Genomic DNA, 15,527 nt, shown 5'->3' on the forward strand with positions numbered 1-15,527 from the left:
GTGCTAGCGCACTTCGACCCATCGCTGTTCGGAGAACGAGCGGGCCATGGCATGAACGGTGCGCTCTATCTCGATTCCGTCCGCGAACTCGATGAGCCGGGCCGGCTCGCCCCCGATGCGCTTGATCAGCTCGTGGCATTCGATGATCTTCAGATCATTGAAGCCCAGACCATGACCGGGCGCCGGAATGAACCGGTCATAGGGCTCATGATGCGGCGCCGTGAGGATGGTGCGGTAACCCTGTTCGGTCGGGCGATCCGAAGTCAGATAGATCTGGAATTCATTGGCGCGCTCCTGGTCGAAAAGGATCGAACCGGCGGAGCCGAATATCTGCAATGCGATCCGCCCCTTGCGGCCCCAGGCTGAACGATTGACCTGCAGCGTTCCCGCGACGCCATTCTCCATATGCATCAGCACGCTGGCGCTGTCATGGGTCTCGACGACACGGTCCGACCCCGTTTCCGTCCGGCGCGTGGCGTAGGGCTTGGACATGTCGCACATGACGCGCGCCACGCGGCCGAAAAGTATGAACAGCAACGATAGCGGATGCACCGCAAAATCGTCCAGCGCGCCATAGCCCGACGTGGCGGCATGTTTCCAGTTGAAGGGCGCAGCAGGGTCGGCCATGAAATCCTCATCCATCTCGATGCGCAGATGGTTGATGTCGCCAATGGCATTTTCCGCCAGAAGCCGGCCAATATGGCGAATTGCCGGGCCCTGGATGTAATTATAGCCCAATGCCGCGACACGCCCGACCTTGCCCGCGGCCGCCGCCATAGCCTCGGCATCGGCAAAGGCAGGCGCCATCGGCTTTTCGCACCAGACATGCTTGCCGGCTTCGAGCGCGGCGATCGCCATCTCGGGATGGAACTGGTTGGGCGTGGTGATCGACACGATTTGCACGTCCGGGTCGTCGATCACCGCCCGCCAATCGCCCGAGGCCTTCTCGAAGCCGAATTCGGCAGCACGGCGCTCGGCCAGATCGATATTTGCTTCGCCAAGATGAACGAGGCGGATGGCAGGCACATCGCCGAACACGGCCCGGACCGAGTTCCATGCCAGCGCGTGGCACTTGCCCATGAAGCCGGTGCCGATCAATCCTACTCCGATCATGATGTTCCTCCCGATGGACCGTTGATCGAAGAAGTAGTCGATGAAAACAAAAAATGGAATAAGTAATCCGTTTTGATATAAATATTTTATTCTATGCTATGGCGCAGGCGACGATTCGGGAAAACATGATGGATAATGACGCAAATTTGCCGCGGGATTTCGAAGCATTGCGGGCGCTGATACTGGAACGGCGCGAGCAGTTTCCAAAGCGGCTGGCGCAGGTTGCCGCCTATGCGCTGAGCAATCCCGACGAGATCGCCTTCGGCACCGCGGCCAGCATCGCCCAGACCGCCGATGTGCAGCCCTCGACGCTGATCCGCTTCGCGCAGCATCTGGGCTTCGACGGCTTCACCAGCCTTCAGGCCGTTTTCCGCGAGCGCCTGCGCGAACGCCAGATTTCCTATGAGGAGCGCCTGTCGGCATTGCGCGGCGGCACGCTCGGCCTGTCGAAGAACCGGGCGATTCTCGATGGCTTCCTCACCGCGGCGAGCCATTCCATCGACACGATCTCGCGGCAGGTGGAGGAAGACGTCCTGGAACGGGCGGTCGATATATTGGCGAAGGCGGAAACGATCTACCTCGTGGCGCGCCGCCGGTCCTATCCGATCACCGCCTACATGGCCTATGCTTTCGGCAAGCTCAAGGTGCGTAACCAGCTGGTGGAATCGACATCCGGCATCGACCCGGAAATCCTGTCATTCGCCGGCCCGCGCGATGCGGCAATCGCCATCAGCTTCTCGCCCTATGCCTCGGCGACCATCGAACATGCGGCCCTGCTCGCGGCGCGCGAGGTGCCTGTCATTGCCATCACCGACAGCGCCTTTTCGCCGCTGGCGCAGTCCGCCAAGGTCTGGTTCGAGGCTGCGGAAGGAGATTTCTCCGGCTTTCGCTCTCTTTCCGGCACCATGGCGCTCGCCATGGCGCTGACCGTGAGCGTCGCGGAAAGGCGCCGGAGCTGACGCGAAAACCCATCGATTTCGTGCCTCCTGCGTCAAAAAAGAATATACATTCCATATTGACGATACTGTAGAATTATTATTTCATATGACCCATGCCTGCCCCGTCATTGGCAGAACAGCCTCGGTCGCAGACGCAGGCTCAGGGAGAGGAAGACATGAACGAGACTGCTACCGGCGCGGCGCTTGACGTGATTACGATTGGCCGGTCTTCCGTCGATCTCTATGGCCAGCAGATCGGCTCCCGCCTGGAAGATATTGCCTCATTTGCCAAGTCGGTCGGCGGCTGCCCCGCGAATATTGCCATCGGAACGGCCCGTCTCGGGCTGAAATCGGCGCTGCTGTCGCGTGTCGGCGACGAGCAGCTGGGCCGGTTCATCCGCGAGCAGATGGTTCGCGAGGGCGTGTCCACGCGCGGGCTCATCACCGACCCGGACCGCCTTTCGGCGCTGGTCATCCTCTCCGTCGAGAACGACAGGAGCTTTCCGCTCATCTTCTACCGGGAAAACTGTGCCGATATGGCGCTGGAGGAAGATGATATCGATCCGGAGTTCATCCGCTCCGCCCGCGCCGTGGTGGTGACGGGCACGCATTTTTCGCGCCCCAATACGGATGCGGCCCAGCGCAAGGCCATCCGCCTCATGAAGGAGGCCGGCGGCAAGGTCGTGTTCGACATCGACTACCGCCCCAATCTCTGGGGTCTCGCCGGCCATGCCGCCGGCGACAGCCGCTATATCGCTTCGGAAGCGGTATCCAATCAGCTGAAGACGGTGCTTCCCGACTGCGATCTCATTGTCGGCACCGAAGAGGAAGTGCTGATAGCATCGGGGAAGAGTGAACTCCTTTCCGCACTCAGGACCATTCGTTCCCTGTCCAGCGGAACGATCGTGCTGAAGCGCGGCCCCATGGGCTGCATCGTCTATGACGGCGACATACCGGACGATCTGGAGGACGGCATTGTCGGCAAGGGCTTCCCGATCGAGGTCTTCAACGTGCTTGGTGCCGGTGATGCCTTCATGTCGGGCCTGCTGCGCGGCTGGCTGAGCGGAGAAACGCTGGGCACGGCGGCGACCTGGGCCAATGCCTGCGGCGCCTTCGCCGTGTCGCGCCTGCTATGCGCGCCGGAGATCCCGACCTTCGCGGAGCTTCAGCATTTCCTCGAACATGGCAGCCCGCATCGCGCCCTGCGCAAGGACGAGGCGATCAACCATGTGCATTGGGCGACCACGAGGCGGCGCGACATCCCGTCGATGATGACGTTTGCGATCGATCATCGCGTGCAGCTGGAGGAGCTTGCGAAACGCCTCGGCGCGGATCTGGAACGGGTTGCCGCCTTCAAGATACTGGCCGTCAGGGCTGCGGCGAAAGTCGCGGACGGCCGCCCGGGCTATGGCATGCTCCTCGACGAGAGGTTCGGCCGCGAAGCGATGTTCGAATTGGCGCGCCATCCGTTCGATTGGCTCGGACGGCCGGTGGAACTGCCCGGATCGCGCCCGCTGCGGTTCGAATTCTCGCAGGATATCGGCTCGCAACTGGTCGAATGGCCGGTGGACCACTGCATCAAATGCCTGTGCTTCTACCATCCGGACGATCCGGCGGAACTGAAGCGCGAGCAGCAGGAGAAATTGCGCACGCTGTTCGAAGCCGCGCGCAAGGTGGGGCGCGAACTCCTGCTCGAGATCATCGCCGGCAAGCATGGCGAACTCGGCGACGACACCATTGCCCGTGCCTTGGAGGAACTGTACGCGCTGGGCATAAAGCCCGATTGGTGGAAGCTGGAGCCGCAGGCTTCGGCAACGGCGTGGCAGAAGATCGAAGCCGTGATCGACCGCAACGACCCCTGGTGCCGCGGCGTGGTGCTCCTCGGCCTGGAGGCCCCGCATGACGAGCTGGAGGCGGCCTTCACCGCTTCCGCCGCGACGCCCGTCGTGAAGGGTTTTGCCGTCGGGCGGACGATCTTCATGGATGCGGCGGAGAACTGGCTTGCGGGCAGGATCGGTGACGAAGCGGCCATCGACCAGATGGCGGAACGTTTCGAAAAATTGACCGCCGCGTGGCTTGCCAGCCGCAACCGCCGCGCAGCATAGAATAGATGGCGCCGACAATTCCGGCAGCTTGTGCCTGTTCGCCAAGCGCCGCCGGGTGGGACGCCGGGAGGAGACCGATATGACCAAGACCATCCGCCTGACCATGGCGCAGGCGCTGACGCGCTTTCTTGCCGCCCAGATGACCATGTTCGAGGGCCGCAAGACACCGATCTTCGCCGGCGTATGGGCGATATTCGGCCATGGCAACGTGGCCGCGCTGGGCGAGGCGCTCTATCAGGTGCGCGACGAGCTTCCGACCTATCGCGCCCATAATGAGCAGGCCATGGCCCACGCCGCCATCGCTTTTGCCAAGGCGAGCTTTCGCCAGCGCATGATGGCGGTCACGAGTTCGGTCGGCCCCGGCGCGACGAACATGGTGACGGCCGCGGCGCTTGCCCATGTCAACCGCCTGCCGCTGCTGCTGCTGCCCGGCGACGTGTTCGCCAATCGCGTGCCGGACCCGGTCCTGCAGCAGGTGGAATCATTCGCCGATGGCACCATCTCGGCCAATGACTGCTTCCGCCCCGTTTCGCGCTATTTCGACCGCATCACGCGTCCCGAACAGATCATACCGGCGCTTGCGCGGGCGATGGCGGTTTTGACCGATCCGGCGGAATGCGGTCCCGTCACACTGGCGCTCTGCCAGGATGTTCAGGCCGAAGCATATGATTACCCCGAGACGTTCTTCGAGGAACGCATCTGGACGCAGCGCCGTCCCCGGCCCGACCGGCAGGAACTGTCGGCCGCCGTCGAGGCAATCAAGGGTGCCAGAAAGCCGCTCATCATCGCGGGCGGCGGCGTCATCTATTCGCAGGCCTCGGAGGAACTCGCCAGATTCGCAGAGACGCACGGAATACCGGTCAGCGAGACGCAGGGCGGCAAGTCCTCCCTGCCCGACGATCATCCGCTCAACATGGCGGCCATCGGCGTGACCGGCACCTCGGCTGCGAATCGACTTGCCAGCGAAGCCGATGTCATCATCGCCGTCGGCACGCGCCTGCAGGATTTCACCACCGGTTCCTGGGCATTGTTCCAGGGCGAAGGCAAGACTTTTGTCGGATTGAACGTTCAGCCTTTCGACGCGGCGAAACACAAGGCGCTGCCGCTCGTTGCCGATGCGCGGGAAGGACTTGCCGAGCTTGCGGCCGCCTTGCCGTCATATCGAGCGCCGCAAGGCTGGACCGAGAACGCCAGATCCGGCAAGGGCGAATGGCAACGGGCCGCCGCGAAGGTGACGGCCGCAACCAATGCCCCCCTGCCCTCGGACGCGCAGGTCATCGGCGCCGTCCAGCGCAGCATGGGCAGCGATGCTACGGTGCTCCACGCGGCCGGCGGCCTGCCGGGCGAAATGCACAAATTGTGGCAGGCGGGCAAGCCGGGCTCCTATCACGCCGAATATGGCTTCTCCTGCATGGGATATGAGATAGCCGGCGGCCTTGGCGCCAAGATGGCTCGCCCTGACGACGAGATCGTGGTGATGGTCGGCGATGGATCGTATCTCATGCTCAATTCGGAGATCGCCACATCGGTCATGCTGGGCAAGCGCCTCACGATCGTGCTGCTCGACAACAGGGGCTATGGCTGTATCAACCGGCTGCAGATGAGCACGGGCGGCGCCAGCTTCAACAATCTCCTGAAGGATGCGCGCCACGAGGTTCTCCCCGATATCGACTTTGCCGCCCATGCCCGCAGCCTCGGCGCACTCGCCGAGAAAGTGTCTTCCATTGCCGAGCTGGAGACCGCGCTGGAGCGCGCCAGGACGAATGACAGGACGACCGTCGTCGTCATCGACACCGACCCGCTGGCTTCCACCGAAGAGGGCGGCCATTGGTGGGATGTCGCGGTGCCGCAGGTGAGTTCCCGCCCCCAGGTGGAGGCGGCACGAAAGAATTACGAGCAACAGATCAAGCGCCAGCGCGTCGGAGACTGACACCGTCGCCCGAGCCTGAAACCACGCAAATCGCGAGCTGAGGAAATAGAAATGATCCGTATAGGGGCAAACCCAATCGGCTGGTCCAATGACGACATGCTGGAGATCGGCGGCGATATTTCGCTGGAAACCTGCCTGGAACAGGCAAGGGCGGCGGGATTCACCGGCATGGAGCTTGGCAACAAGTTTCCCCGCCAGGCGGCGCAGTTGCGTCCCATATTGCAGCAATACGGGCATGAGCTGGTGTCGGGCTGGTACTCGACCGAACTGCTGCTGCGCGATGCGGAAGCGGAACTTGCGGCCGTGGCCGGCCATGCGACGCTCCTGAAGGAAATGGGCTGCTCGGTGCTGATCGCCGCCGAGACCTCAAACGCCATCCATTCGCAGAAGGAAACACCGCTTTCGGCGCGCCCTGTCCTGCAGAAGGCGGCATGGAACGTATTCGGTGAGCGCTATACGAAGTTCGCGGAACTTGTGATGGCGCAATACGGTCTTCGGCTGGTCTACCACCATCACATGGGCACGGTCGTGCAATCCGAGGCCGAAATCGACCGTTTCATGGATGTCACCGGCGAAGCGGTGCAATTGCTGCTCGATACCGGCCATGCGACCTGGGGCGGCGGAGATCCCGCCCGCATCGCCCGCCATTACAAGGCGCGCATCGGCCATGTCCACTGCAAGGACATCCGCGAAGATGTGATGTGGCGATCCAACCGGGAAGACTGGTCTTTCCTCGACTCCGTGCTCGCCGGCGTCTACACGGTTCCTGGCGATGGGCTGATCGACTATGTTCGCGTCTTGAAGGAACTGCGCGGCTATAGCGGCTGGATCGTCGTCGAGGCCGAACAGGACCCTGAAAAGGCCGATCCGGCGGTCTATTCCAGCCTGGGACACGCAAATCTGAGCCGTTTCATCGAGGAAGCCGGCCTGAAATAAGGAGAATGCCATTGGCGAGGGACTCGAACCACCCGTTTTTTCGGCCGCTCTGGCGCCGTATCGCCGTGGTCGCCGCCTGCCTGATCTGGGCGATCGTCGAGTTCGTCACCGGCGAGCCGTTCTGGGGTGTCATCGCGCTCGGCTTCGGCGGCTATGGCATCTGGCAATTCTTCGTCATCTACGATCCGTCAGAGCCTGCAGCGCCGGCGACGGCCGATACCACCGACACCACCGACACCACCGATAAGGAGTAACTTCATGTCGAAGCTCTTGCTGAAGGCGATTTCCGGCAATGGCCACGTGGTCGATGTTACGCCCGAAAGCGCCGGCTGGTCCTATGTCGGCTTTGGCCTTCACCGCCTGGAAGCCGGCCAATCCGTCTGCGGCACGGCTGGCGAGCGGGAATTGTGCCTCGTATTCGTCACCGGCAAGGGCAAAGTGAAGGCCAATGGCGAGGAACTCGGCCTACTCGGACAGCGGATGTCGCCTTTCGACGGCAAACCCTGGTCGGTGTACCTGCCGCAGGGTTCCGAATGGTCGTTGACGGCGGAGACGGATGTGGAACTGGCCGTGTGCTCGGCGCCGGGTCTCGGCGGCGGCCTGCCGGTACGCGTCATTGCGCCGGATGAGCTTGGACAGGAAGTGCGCGGCGCGGGAACCAACACGCGCTATGTCACCAACATACTGCCCGAGAACGAGCCTGCGGATTCGCTGCTGGTGGTCGAGGTGATCACGCCGGGCGGCCATACGTCGAGCTATCCGCCGCACAAGCACGACCAGGACAATCTACCGGCCGAATCCTATCTCGAAGAGACCTATTACCATCGCCTGAACCCGCCGCAGGGCTTCGGTTTCCAGCGGGTCTATACCGATGACCGGTCGCTGGACGAGGCGATGGCGATCGAGGATGGCGACGTCGTTCTCGTGCCCAAGGGCTATCATCCCTGCGCCGCCTGCCATGGCTATGACCTCTATTACCTCAACGTCATGGCCGGACCGAAGCGCACATGGAAGTTCCACAATGCCGCTGAACATGAATGGCTGGTGAAATAGCGGAACCGGGGCAAACGCCCCGGCAACATTCCGGCCTGTCGATCAGAGCGTGATCGTCCTGCCCTCTTTCACGGACCGCAGCGCGGCATCGGCAAGGGCAAGCGCCGCGAGACCATCTTCACCGCTCGGCGATGCCCTGGTGCCCTTGGCAATGGTCTCGATGAAGGCAGCGATCTCGTTGGCATAGGCCTCGGTATAGCGCGTCATGAAGAAATCATGCAGCGGCGGGCGCGTATAGCCCTGGCCGTTGGCGATCTCTATGGAAACGGCGCGCTGGTTCTCCGCCGCGACCAGCCCCTTCGAACCGTGCACCTCGATCCTCTGGTCATAACCATAGGTTGCGCGGCGCGAATTCGAGATGAGGCATTGCCTGCCGGATGCTGTCGAAAGGATGACGCTGACGCTGTCATAGTCGCCGAGTTCGCCGATTTTCTTGTCGACCAGCACGGAGGCGTGCGCGGTCACCGCGACCGGCTCTTCTCCGAGGAGGAACCGCGCCATGTCGAAATCATGGATCGTCATGTCGCGGAATATGCCGCCCGAGCGGGTGATGTATTCCGCCGGCGGCGCGCCCGGATCGCGCGAGATGATCGTCACCATCTCGACGTCGCCGACAGCGCCGTCATCGACAGCCTTGCGCACCGCGGCGAAATGCGGGTCGAACCGGCGGTTGAAGCCCACCATGAGCACGGCATTCGTCTCGCTGACGACATTCAGGCAGGCCTTCACCCGCGACAGGTCGAGATCGATCGGCTTTTCGCAGAAGATCGCCTTCCCGGCCCGTGCGAAGCGCTCGATCAGGTCCGCATGCGTATCGGTCGGCGTGCAGATGACCACCGCGTCGATGTCGGACGCCTTCTCGATCTCGTCGATGCTGCGTATCTCGCAGCCATAGTCTGCCGCCAGACTGCTCGCCGCCTGTTCGAAGGCATCGGCAACGGCCACCAGCCTCGCCTGTGCATTGCCGGCGATAGCCTTGGCATGAACCTTGCCGATGCGGCCAGCGCCCAGCAGGCCAAAACGTACTGTCATTTCATTTCCTCTTGAACGAAGCCGGGGCGCAATCCCGGCGCTGCCAACTCTATACCTTGCGCTTTTTCTGGCGGTAGACGTCGACGACCACGGCGGCGACGATGATCGCTCCCTTGATGATCTCCTGATAGTAGGCATCGACACGCAGGAACGTAAAGCCGGAGATCATCACGCCGAGAATGATCGCACCGATGACCGTGCCGGTGATGCGGCCGACGCCGCCCGCAAGCGACGTACCACCGATGACGGCTGCCGCGATGGCGTCGAGTTCATAGGTGACGCCCATGCCGGCCTGGGCCGTCTGCGCACGCGCCGCGGTAACGATGCCGGCAAGCCCCGCCAGCAGGCCGGCAATGGCGTAGACCTTGATCAGGTGGCGCTCGATATCGATGCCGGAGACGCGCGCCGCCTGGGCATTGGCGCCGATCGCATAGGTGAATTTGCCGTAGCGCGTATAGCGCAGCGCAATGTGGAAGATCAGCGCCACGACAAGGAAGATGACCACCGGCCAGATGCTGGAGCCGATGAAGGTGAATTGATCGGAAAGGCCCGAGATAGGCGAGCCTTTCGTATACCATTTGGCGACGCCACGGGCCGAGACCATCATGCCGAGCGTCGCGATGAAAGGCGGAATCCTGGTGCGGGCGATCAGCCAGCCATTGATGAAACCGGCCAGAAGCCCGATGCCCAGTCCGACAAGGATGGGGATGATGAACGGCAGATCGGTGAGGCCCGGATAGATCGGCCTGGCCCATGCGGACGTCTGCGCGAAACTTGCCGCCACCATTGCCGTCATGCCGACCACGGAGCCTGAAGAGAGATCGACGCCGCCGGTGATGATCACCTGTGTGACCCCCACGGCGATAATGCCGATCACCGACACCTGGAGGATGATGATGCGCAGCCGCTGCGTATTCGCCAGGAAGCTCTGGCCGGCCAGTATCCAGCCAAGGATTTCGAAGACGAGCGCGATCCCTATCAGGACCAGCAGGATGTTCACCTCCGGTGGCATCCGGCGGCTCCGCCGGGCCGCGGCAGGTATGGTGGCCTGTTCGCTTGTCATATCAATTCCTCCCGTGAATCGCCTCGGCTATATTTCGGCCGCCGCATCGATTCATCTTCATTTCGACGCCAGTTCCATGACCTTGACCTGCGTCGCGTCCTTGCGATCGAGAAAGCCGGTCACGCGCCCCTCATGCATCACCATGATCCTGTCGCTCATCCCCAGCACTTCGGGCATCTCCGACGAGATCATGACGACCGCCACTCCCTGCCGCGCCAGCTGCGTGACGAGGCGGTGGATTTCCGCCTTCGCGCCGACGTCGATGCCGCGGGTGGGTTCGTCGAGGATCAGTATCTTCGGATTTGTCAGCAGCCAGCGTCCGATCAGGACCTTCTGCTGGTTGCCGCCGGACAGGTTTTCGATCTTCTCCTCAAGCCCGGGAGTCTTGACCCGGAGCTTGTCGCTCATTTCCTGGCACGCTGCCATGAGCTGCTTCTCGGCGACGAAGCCGAATTTCACGAAGCGCTCCTGCAAGACCGCGATCTGCATGTTTTCGAGGACATCGAGAATGAGAAGACATCCCGTATCCTTGCGATCCTCCGTCAGGAAGGCCATGCCATGCCCGATGGCCTCATTCGGCGAAGCGATGGCAACCGTCCTGCCATTGATGGCGATCGTCCCGGTGGTGGCAGGCGTGACGCCGAATATGGTCTCCGCCACATTGGAGCGTCCCGATCCGACCAGGCCGGCAATGCCTAGGATCTCGCCCGCCCGCACCTCGAACGAGACGTCCCTGAACACGTTCCTGAGCGAAAGGTCCTTCACCGACAGCACCACGTCGCCGATCGGCACTTCTTCCTTCGGAAACATCTGCGTGATTTCGCGCCCGACCATCATCTTGATGATGTCGTCGCGCGTGACGTCGCTCGATGCGTGGGTGGCGATATATCGTCCGTCGCGAAACACCGAAAACTCGTCGGCGATCTCGAAAAGCTCGTTCATCTTGTGGGTGATGTAGACGATGCCTATGCCCTGCGCGCGCAGATCACGGATGATGGCGAACAGATGTTCCACCTCGCGCTCGGTCAGCGCCGATGTCGGCTCATCCATGATCAGCACGTCGGACTCGTAGGAGACCGCCTTCGCGATTTCCACCATCTGCCGGTTGGCAACGCTGAGATCGCGCACCTCGGCGTCGGGATCGAGCCTTATGTTGAGCCGCTCGAACAGCTTCGCCGTCATGTCATACATCCTGCCATGGTCGACCAGCCCGAACGAATTGGTCGGCTCGCGCCGGATCCAGATATTCTCCGCCACGGTCATGAATGGCATCAGGTTCAATTCCTGATGGATCATGGCGATGCCGTTTTCGAGCGCATCGAGCGGCGATTTGAGCCGGATCGGCAGCCCCTTGAGATAGACCTCGCCTTGATCCGGAACGTATATTCCGGCGAGTATCTTCATTAGCGTCGATTTTCCGGCACCGTTCTCGCCCATCAGGGCATGAACGGTGCCGCGCTTCAGCCGGAACCTCACATCGTCGAGCGCCAGCACGCCGGGAAACTCCTTGCGGATATTCTCGGCGTTCAGGAGATATTCCGCCTGCGGAACAGCGCCGCTGGCGCGCACCGCAGCCATGGTAGAAGGGCTGATTGCCATGATCATCTCCTCCCCGGGAAGCTCAGTTCATTCCGGCCATGCGGACCATTCGGTCCTCAGTTCTTCGACTGGTAGTTCGACAGATTGTCCGGCGTCACGAGTTCGAATGGAACATAGACCTTGCTTTCGACCTTTTCGCCCTTCGAAAGCTTCAGCGCGGCGTCGACCGCTCCCTGGCCCTGCCCGGCCGCATTCTGGAACACCGTGACGTCGAGATCGCCGGCACCCATGGCCGCCAGTGCGTCCTGTGTCGCGTCGACACCCGCGACGACGACGCTGTCCATCGAACGGCCCGCGGCCTTGAGCGCCTGGATCGCCCCGATGGCCATCTCGTCATTGTTGGACACGACCGCATCGAACTCGATGCCGGCGGACAGCCAGTTGGTCATGAGATCGACGCCCTGCGTGCGCTGCCAGTTCGCGGTCTGCTCTTCGACGATGGTCAGGCCCTTGCACTCGTCCGTGGCGATGACATCGTGCACATCCTGTGTGCGCTGGCGGGCCGCCTGGTTCGACAATTCGCCCATCATGACGACAAGCTTGCCCTGCCCCTTGAGCAGGCGGCAGACTTCCTTGGTCTGAAGCGTGCCGGACTCGACCTCGTTGGAAGCGACGAAAGCCTGTTTCTCCGGCAGTTCATTGACATTGGCAGGCTCGCGATTGACGTAAACCAGCGGAATGCCCGCCTCGGCGGCGATCTTCGACATGGCCGCCGTTGCATCGGTATCGACCGCGTTGACGATGATCGCGTCGACCTTCGAAGCGATGAAATTCTGTATCTGGCTCTGCTGCTTGGCGACGTCGTTCTGCGCGTCCTCGACCTGCAGCGTCACGCCGTCCAGCGTCTTGGCATATTCCTGCATGCCATTGCGCAGGACCGTGAGGAAATTGTCATCGAACTGCGCCATGCTGACGCCGATATTGGCCGCCATCGCCGACCCTGACATAAGGGCCGAAACCGCGATCCCCAAAAGAAGCTTTTTCATTGTTGTTCCTCCACATGGTGCCCGGCCACACCTTTTATCCGGTTGCAGCTCTCATCCACCCCGCGGCCCATTCTCCTGCCCAAGCCCCGAGGTCGAATGGAAGACCGTCGGAGCGGCCTTCCTCGAAGCTGCTCAATACGGAATATCCAGACCATATTGACCAGCTACTGAAATATTTATTCCATTTTATGATGAGAGCGTCAAGCCGGATTCCGTCTTCGGCTCGCGCCTGTGGCGGGCGGAGTGACCGCGGACCTGTTCAACTGGAGATGCCGGAGACTACATTATTGCCGCGCCACGCATGGTGGTGCGGACAGGAGCCATCAGCGCCGTTCGCCTGCAGGCAGGGCAGCCGTCTCAGGCTTCGACTTCGACGTTGCCGAGCGGCTTGGAACAACAGGCGAGAATGTAGCCTTCGTCGATTTCCTCATCGAGGATACCACCATTGTGATCCATCGCGACCTCGCCGGAGAGCTTCAGGATCCTGCAGGTGCCGCAGAGGCCGGATTCACAAGCCGCGGCAATACGGATACCGGCCCCGCGCGCGGCCTTGAGGATCGTTTCGCCGGCGGCGCAAGGCACTTCCTTGCCGGACATGGAAAACGTCACCATGGATGTCGCAGCCGGCTGCTCCCCGGGTTCCAGATCGTCCATGAGCGGCAACACCGGCTCCGCGGCGGGCCCGAAGCTCTCCTGGTGGTAGTGCGCCATGTCGAAGCCGGAGGCTTCGAGCATTTCCCGCACATCGCGCATGAAGCCCTCGGGCCCGCAGCAGAAGATGACGCGATCCTTGAAATCAGGGGCCAGCAGCGGGAGTTTCGGAGCCTCGAGGCGGCCCCTGATCCCCGTCCATAATTGCCCCATCTCATGTTCCTTGATCAGGAACGATACTTTCAGATTGGGCATTGAACTCGTCAGATATTCCAGTTCTCGCCGGAAGATTATATCGCTGGGGCGGCGCGCGCAGGCAACGAAGCTGACATCGCTCTGCGGCGCGCAATCCTGCAGCCACCGCGTCATGGACATCATGGGGGTGACACCCGAGCCCGCGGAGATGAAGAGATATTTGTCGCCCGGATACCTGGCGATCGAAAAATCCCCCAGCGGCCCGAAAGCCTTCAGCCGCATTCCCGGCAGGAGGTTGTCCAGCATCCACCGGGCGCCGATGCTTTCCTCCTGCGCCTTCACCGTCACGGCGATCGTGAACGGACGCGAGGGGCTGGACGAAAGCGTGAAGGTCCGCAGGATGGATTCGGGCTGCGTCCCGAGTTCGAAGGTCATGAACTGGCCCGGCTCATACCGGAACCAGTTCTGATTGTCGGAGCGAAAGGTGAAGGTCTTGACGTTGGGCGCTTCCTCGACGACCGACAGGCACTCCAGGAGGTGCAGCCTGTCGCTCCACGGCTGCATCTGGTCGAGATGTTTGTAACCGTGGCCCTGGGGAACGCCCATGTTCATCATGCCACCCTGCTGAGCTTCGCGTCGCCGCCGAGACGGCTTTCCATCATGTTGCCGTACCATTCGAGGAATTGCAGGACGCCACCCTCATGCTCGGGCGAATAGGGTCCCGGCTCGTAGGCAGGCGAGCGAATGCCGAATGCATTCTCCTCGACGATCCTGCGATCCTGGTCGTTGGTCTCGAGCCAGACATGGGTGAGCTCGTCGATCGTATAATCGACGCCTTCGACCGCATCCTTGTGCACCAGCCACTTCGTCGTCACCTGCGTTTCGTTCGGACCGAGCGGCAATACCCGGAACGAGATGGCATGATCGGCGAGAATGTGGTTCCAGGTACCGGGATAATGATAAAGCAGCAGCGAGCCGATCCGGCGCGCATTGACATCGTCGCTCAACTGGCGGCCGACGGCGCGCCTGCCCGACAACGTATAGCTTTCCGCCTCGCCCAGCAGCGGCACCCGCGTTGCACGGTATTGGCCATTGTCGGAGATGCGGAATATGCTCGGCAGGCCCTCGGATTCGCACTTGTCCCAGTGGGCGACGATCTCCGGATCGCTCTTCGATCCCTGAATGCCGGTTGCGCTCGGCGCTTCGGGGAACGTCTTGCACAATTCAGGATGGTTGCCTGCGCAGTGATAGCACTCGCGGTTGTTCTCCCATACCAGCTTCCAATTGCCCTTCTCGACAATCGTGCTCTGATAGGCGATCTTCGTTTCCGTCAGGCGGTGCGGGGCCAGATACGGCTCTAGCAGCGCGCGTGCAGGCCCAAAATCCGGCGCCACCTGGGCAAGGCAGATGAAGACATATCCGCCGACGCTCTCGCAATGCACCGGCTTCAGGCTGAACTGGCTCGCATCGAAATCATCGCCCATCTGCCGCGCGAACAGCAGCCGGCCGTCGAGTTCATAGGTCCATTGATGGTAGGGGCACACAAGCTTGGCCGAGCTTCCGCGCTCGCCCGCGCAAATGCGCGAACCGCGATGGCGGCAGGAATTGTGGAATGCCCGAATGTTCTTCTCCCGGTCGCGCACGATGACGATGGGATAGTCGCCGACCTGCACGGTGAAGTAGTTGCCGGGGCGCGCCACCTCGCAATCATGGCCCACGAACAGCCAGTCGCGGTAGAAGATCGTCTCCATGTCCAGCCGGAAGTAATCCGGATCGGAATAGAAGGGCTGCTCCAGCCCGTAGCCCTGTTTGCGCTGCCTGAGGCTTCTCAGTAGTTCCGCTTGAATATCCATGTCGTGTCCTCGCCTGCCAATATTGCGAAAGAACTGACTGGTGGTGATGGAGAAGATGCCTGCACGGGCATAC

Annotated in this window: 13 protein-coding genes; 6 read left to right on the plus strand and 7 right to left on the minus strand. The window is 61.9% G+C overall.

The genetic code is table 11. The annotated features are described in order from the left end of the window. Positions 1-3: 3 nt before the first annotated feature. On the minus strand, positions 4-1,113 hold the full coding sequence (locus tag OSJ75_RS19070) for a Gfo/Idh/MocA family protein (protein WP_267229123.1): 1,110 nt from the start codon (positions 1,111-1,113) through the stop codon (positions 4-6). 125 nt (positions 1,114-1,238) lie between these two features. Between OSJ75_RS19070 and OSJ75_RS19075 the strand changes: the two genes are divergently transcribed. The 6 genes from OSJ75_RS19075 to iolB all read left to right on the plus strand — a co-directional run bounded on the left by OSJ75_RS19075 (position 1,239) and on the right by iolB (position 8,075). Next, a complete protein-coding gene (locus tag OSJ75_RS19075; RefSeq protein ID WP_250018511.1) occupies positions 1,239-2,072 on the plus strand; it encodes a MurR/RpiR family transcriptional regulator in 834 nt (277 codons plus the stop codon). A gap of 155 nt (positions 2,073-2,227) precedes the next feature. Next, a complete protein-coding gene (locus tag OSJ75_RS19080; protein ID WP_250018510.1) occupies positions 2,228-4,156 on the plus strand; it encodes a bifunctional 5-dehydro-2-deoxygluconokinase/5-dehydro-2-deoxyphosphogluconate aldolase in 1,929 nt (642 codons plus the stop codon). A gap of 79 nt (positions 4,157-4,235) precedes the next feature. Beyond that, the gene (gene iolD, locus OSJ75_RS19085) at positions 4,236-6,086 is read left to right on the plus strand and encodes a 3D-(3,5/4)-trihydroxycyclohexane-1,2-dione acylhydrolase (decyclizing) (protein ID WP_267229124.1); all 1,851 of its coding nucleotides are present in this window, start codon (positions 4,236-4,238) and stop codon (positions 6,084-6,086) included. Between the two features lie 51 nt (positions 6,087-6,137). Next, positions 6,138-7,022, plus strand: a complete 885-nt coding sequence (gene iolE, locus OSJ75_RS19090; protein WP_267229125.1) for a myo-inosose-2 dehydratase — start codon at positions 6,138-6,140, stop codon at positions 7,020-7,022. Between the two features lie 11 nt (positions 7,023-7,033). Further along, positions 7,034-7,276 carry a DUF3329 domain-containing protein gene (locus OSJ75_RS19095; RefSeq protein ID WP_267229126.1) on the plus strand — a complete coding sequence of 81 codons (243 nt, stop codon included), beginning with the start codon at positions 7,034-7,036 and terminating at the stop codon, positions 7,274-7,276. A gap of 4 nt (positions 7,277-7,280) precedes the next feature. Next, a complete protein-coding gene (iolB, locus tag OSJ75_RS19100; RefSeq protein WP_267229127.1) occupies positions 7,281-8,075 on the plus strand; it encodes a 5-deoxy-glucuronate isomerase in 795 nt (264 codons plus the stop codon). A 42-nt stretch (positions 8,076-8,117) separates the two neighbouring features. Here iolB and iolG read toward each other — a convergent pair whose 3' ends face one another. From iolG to OSJ75_RS19130, 6 genes are all read right to left on the minus strand, one after another. Further along, positions 8,118-9,107 (minus strand): inositol 2-dehydrogenase, encoded by a 990-nt coding sequence (gene iolG / locus OSJ75_RS19105; RefSeq protein ID WP_267229128.1) that lies wholly within the window; start codon positions 9,105-9,107, stop codon positions 8,118-8,120. A 49-nt stretch (positions 9,108-9,156) separates the two neighbouring features. Further along, positions 9,157-10,170, minus strand: a complete 1,014-nt coding sequence (locus OSJ75_RS19110) for an ABC transporter permease (protein ID WP_250018504.1) — start codon at positions 10,168-10,170, stop codon at positions 9,157-9,159. 57 nt (positions 10,171-10,227) lie between these two features. Continuing rightward, positions 10,228-11,769 carry a sugar ABC transporter ATP-binding protein gene (locus OSJ75_RS19115; protein WP_267229129.1) on the minus strand — a complete coding sequence of 514 codons (1,542 nt, stop codon included), beginning with the start codon at positions 11,767-11,769 and terminating at the stop codon, positions 10,228-10,230. A 56-nt stretch (positions 11,770-11,825) separates the two neighbouring features. Beyond that, positions 11,826-12,755 carry a sugar ABC transporter substrate-binding protein gene (locus OSJ75_RS19120; RefSeq protein WP_250018502.1) on the minus strand — a complete coding sequence of 310 codons (930 nt, stop codon included), beginning with the start codon at positions 12,753-12,755 and terminating at the stop codon, positions 11,826-11,828. Between the two features lie 357 nt (positions 12,756-13,112). Next, positions 13,113-14,213, minus strand: a complete 1,101-nt coding sequence (locus OSJ75_RS19125) for a hybrid-cluster NAD(P)-dependent oxidoreductase (protein ID WP_267229243.1) — start codon at positions 14,211-14,213, stop codon at positions 13,113-13,115. Then, complete coding sequence (locus OSJ75_RS19130; RefSeq protein ID WP_267229130.1) at positions 14,213-15,454, minus strand: aromatic ring-hydroxylating oxygenase subunit alpha; 1,242 nt, start codon at positions 15,452-15,454, stop codon at positions 14,213-14,215. The genes OSJ75_RS19125 and OSJ75_RS19130 overlap by 1 nt, the downstream gene beginning before the upstream one ends. Positions 15,455-15,527 lie beyond the last annotated feature (73 nt).

The organism is Phyllobacterium sp. 0TCS1.6A, from assembly GCF_026420825.1.
Taxonomy (GTDB): Bacteria; Pseudomonadota; Alphaproteobacteria; order Rhizobiales; family Rhizobiaceae; genus Phyllobacterium.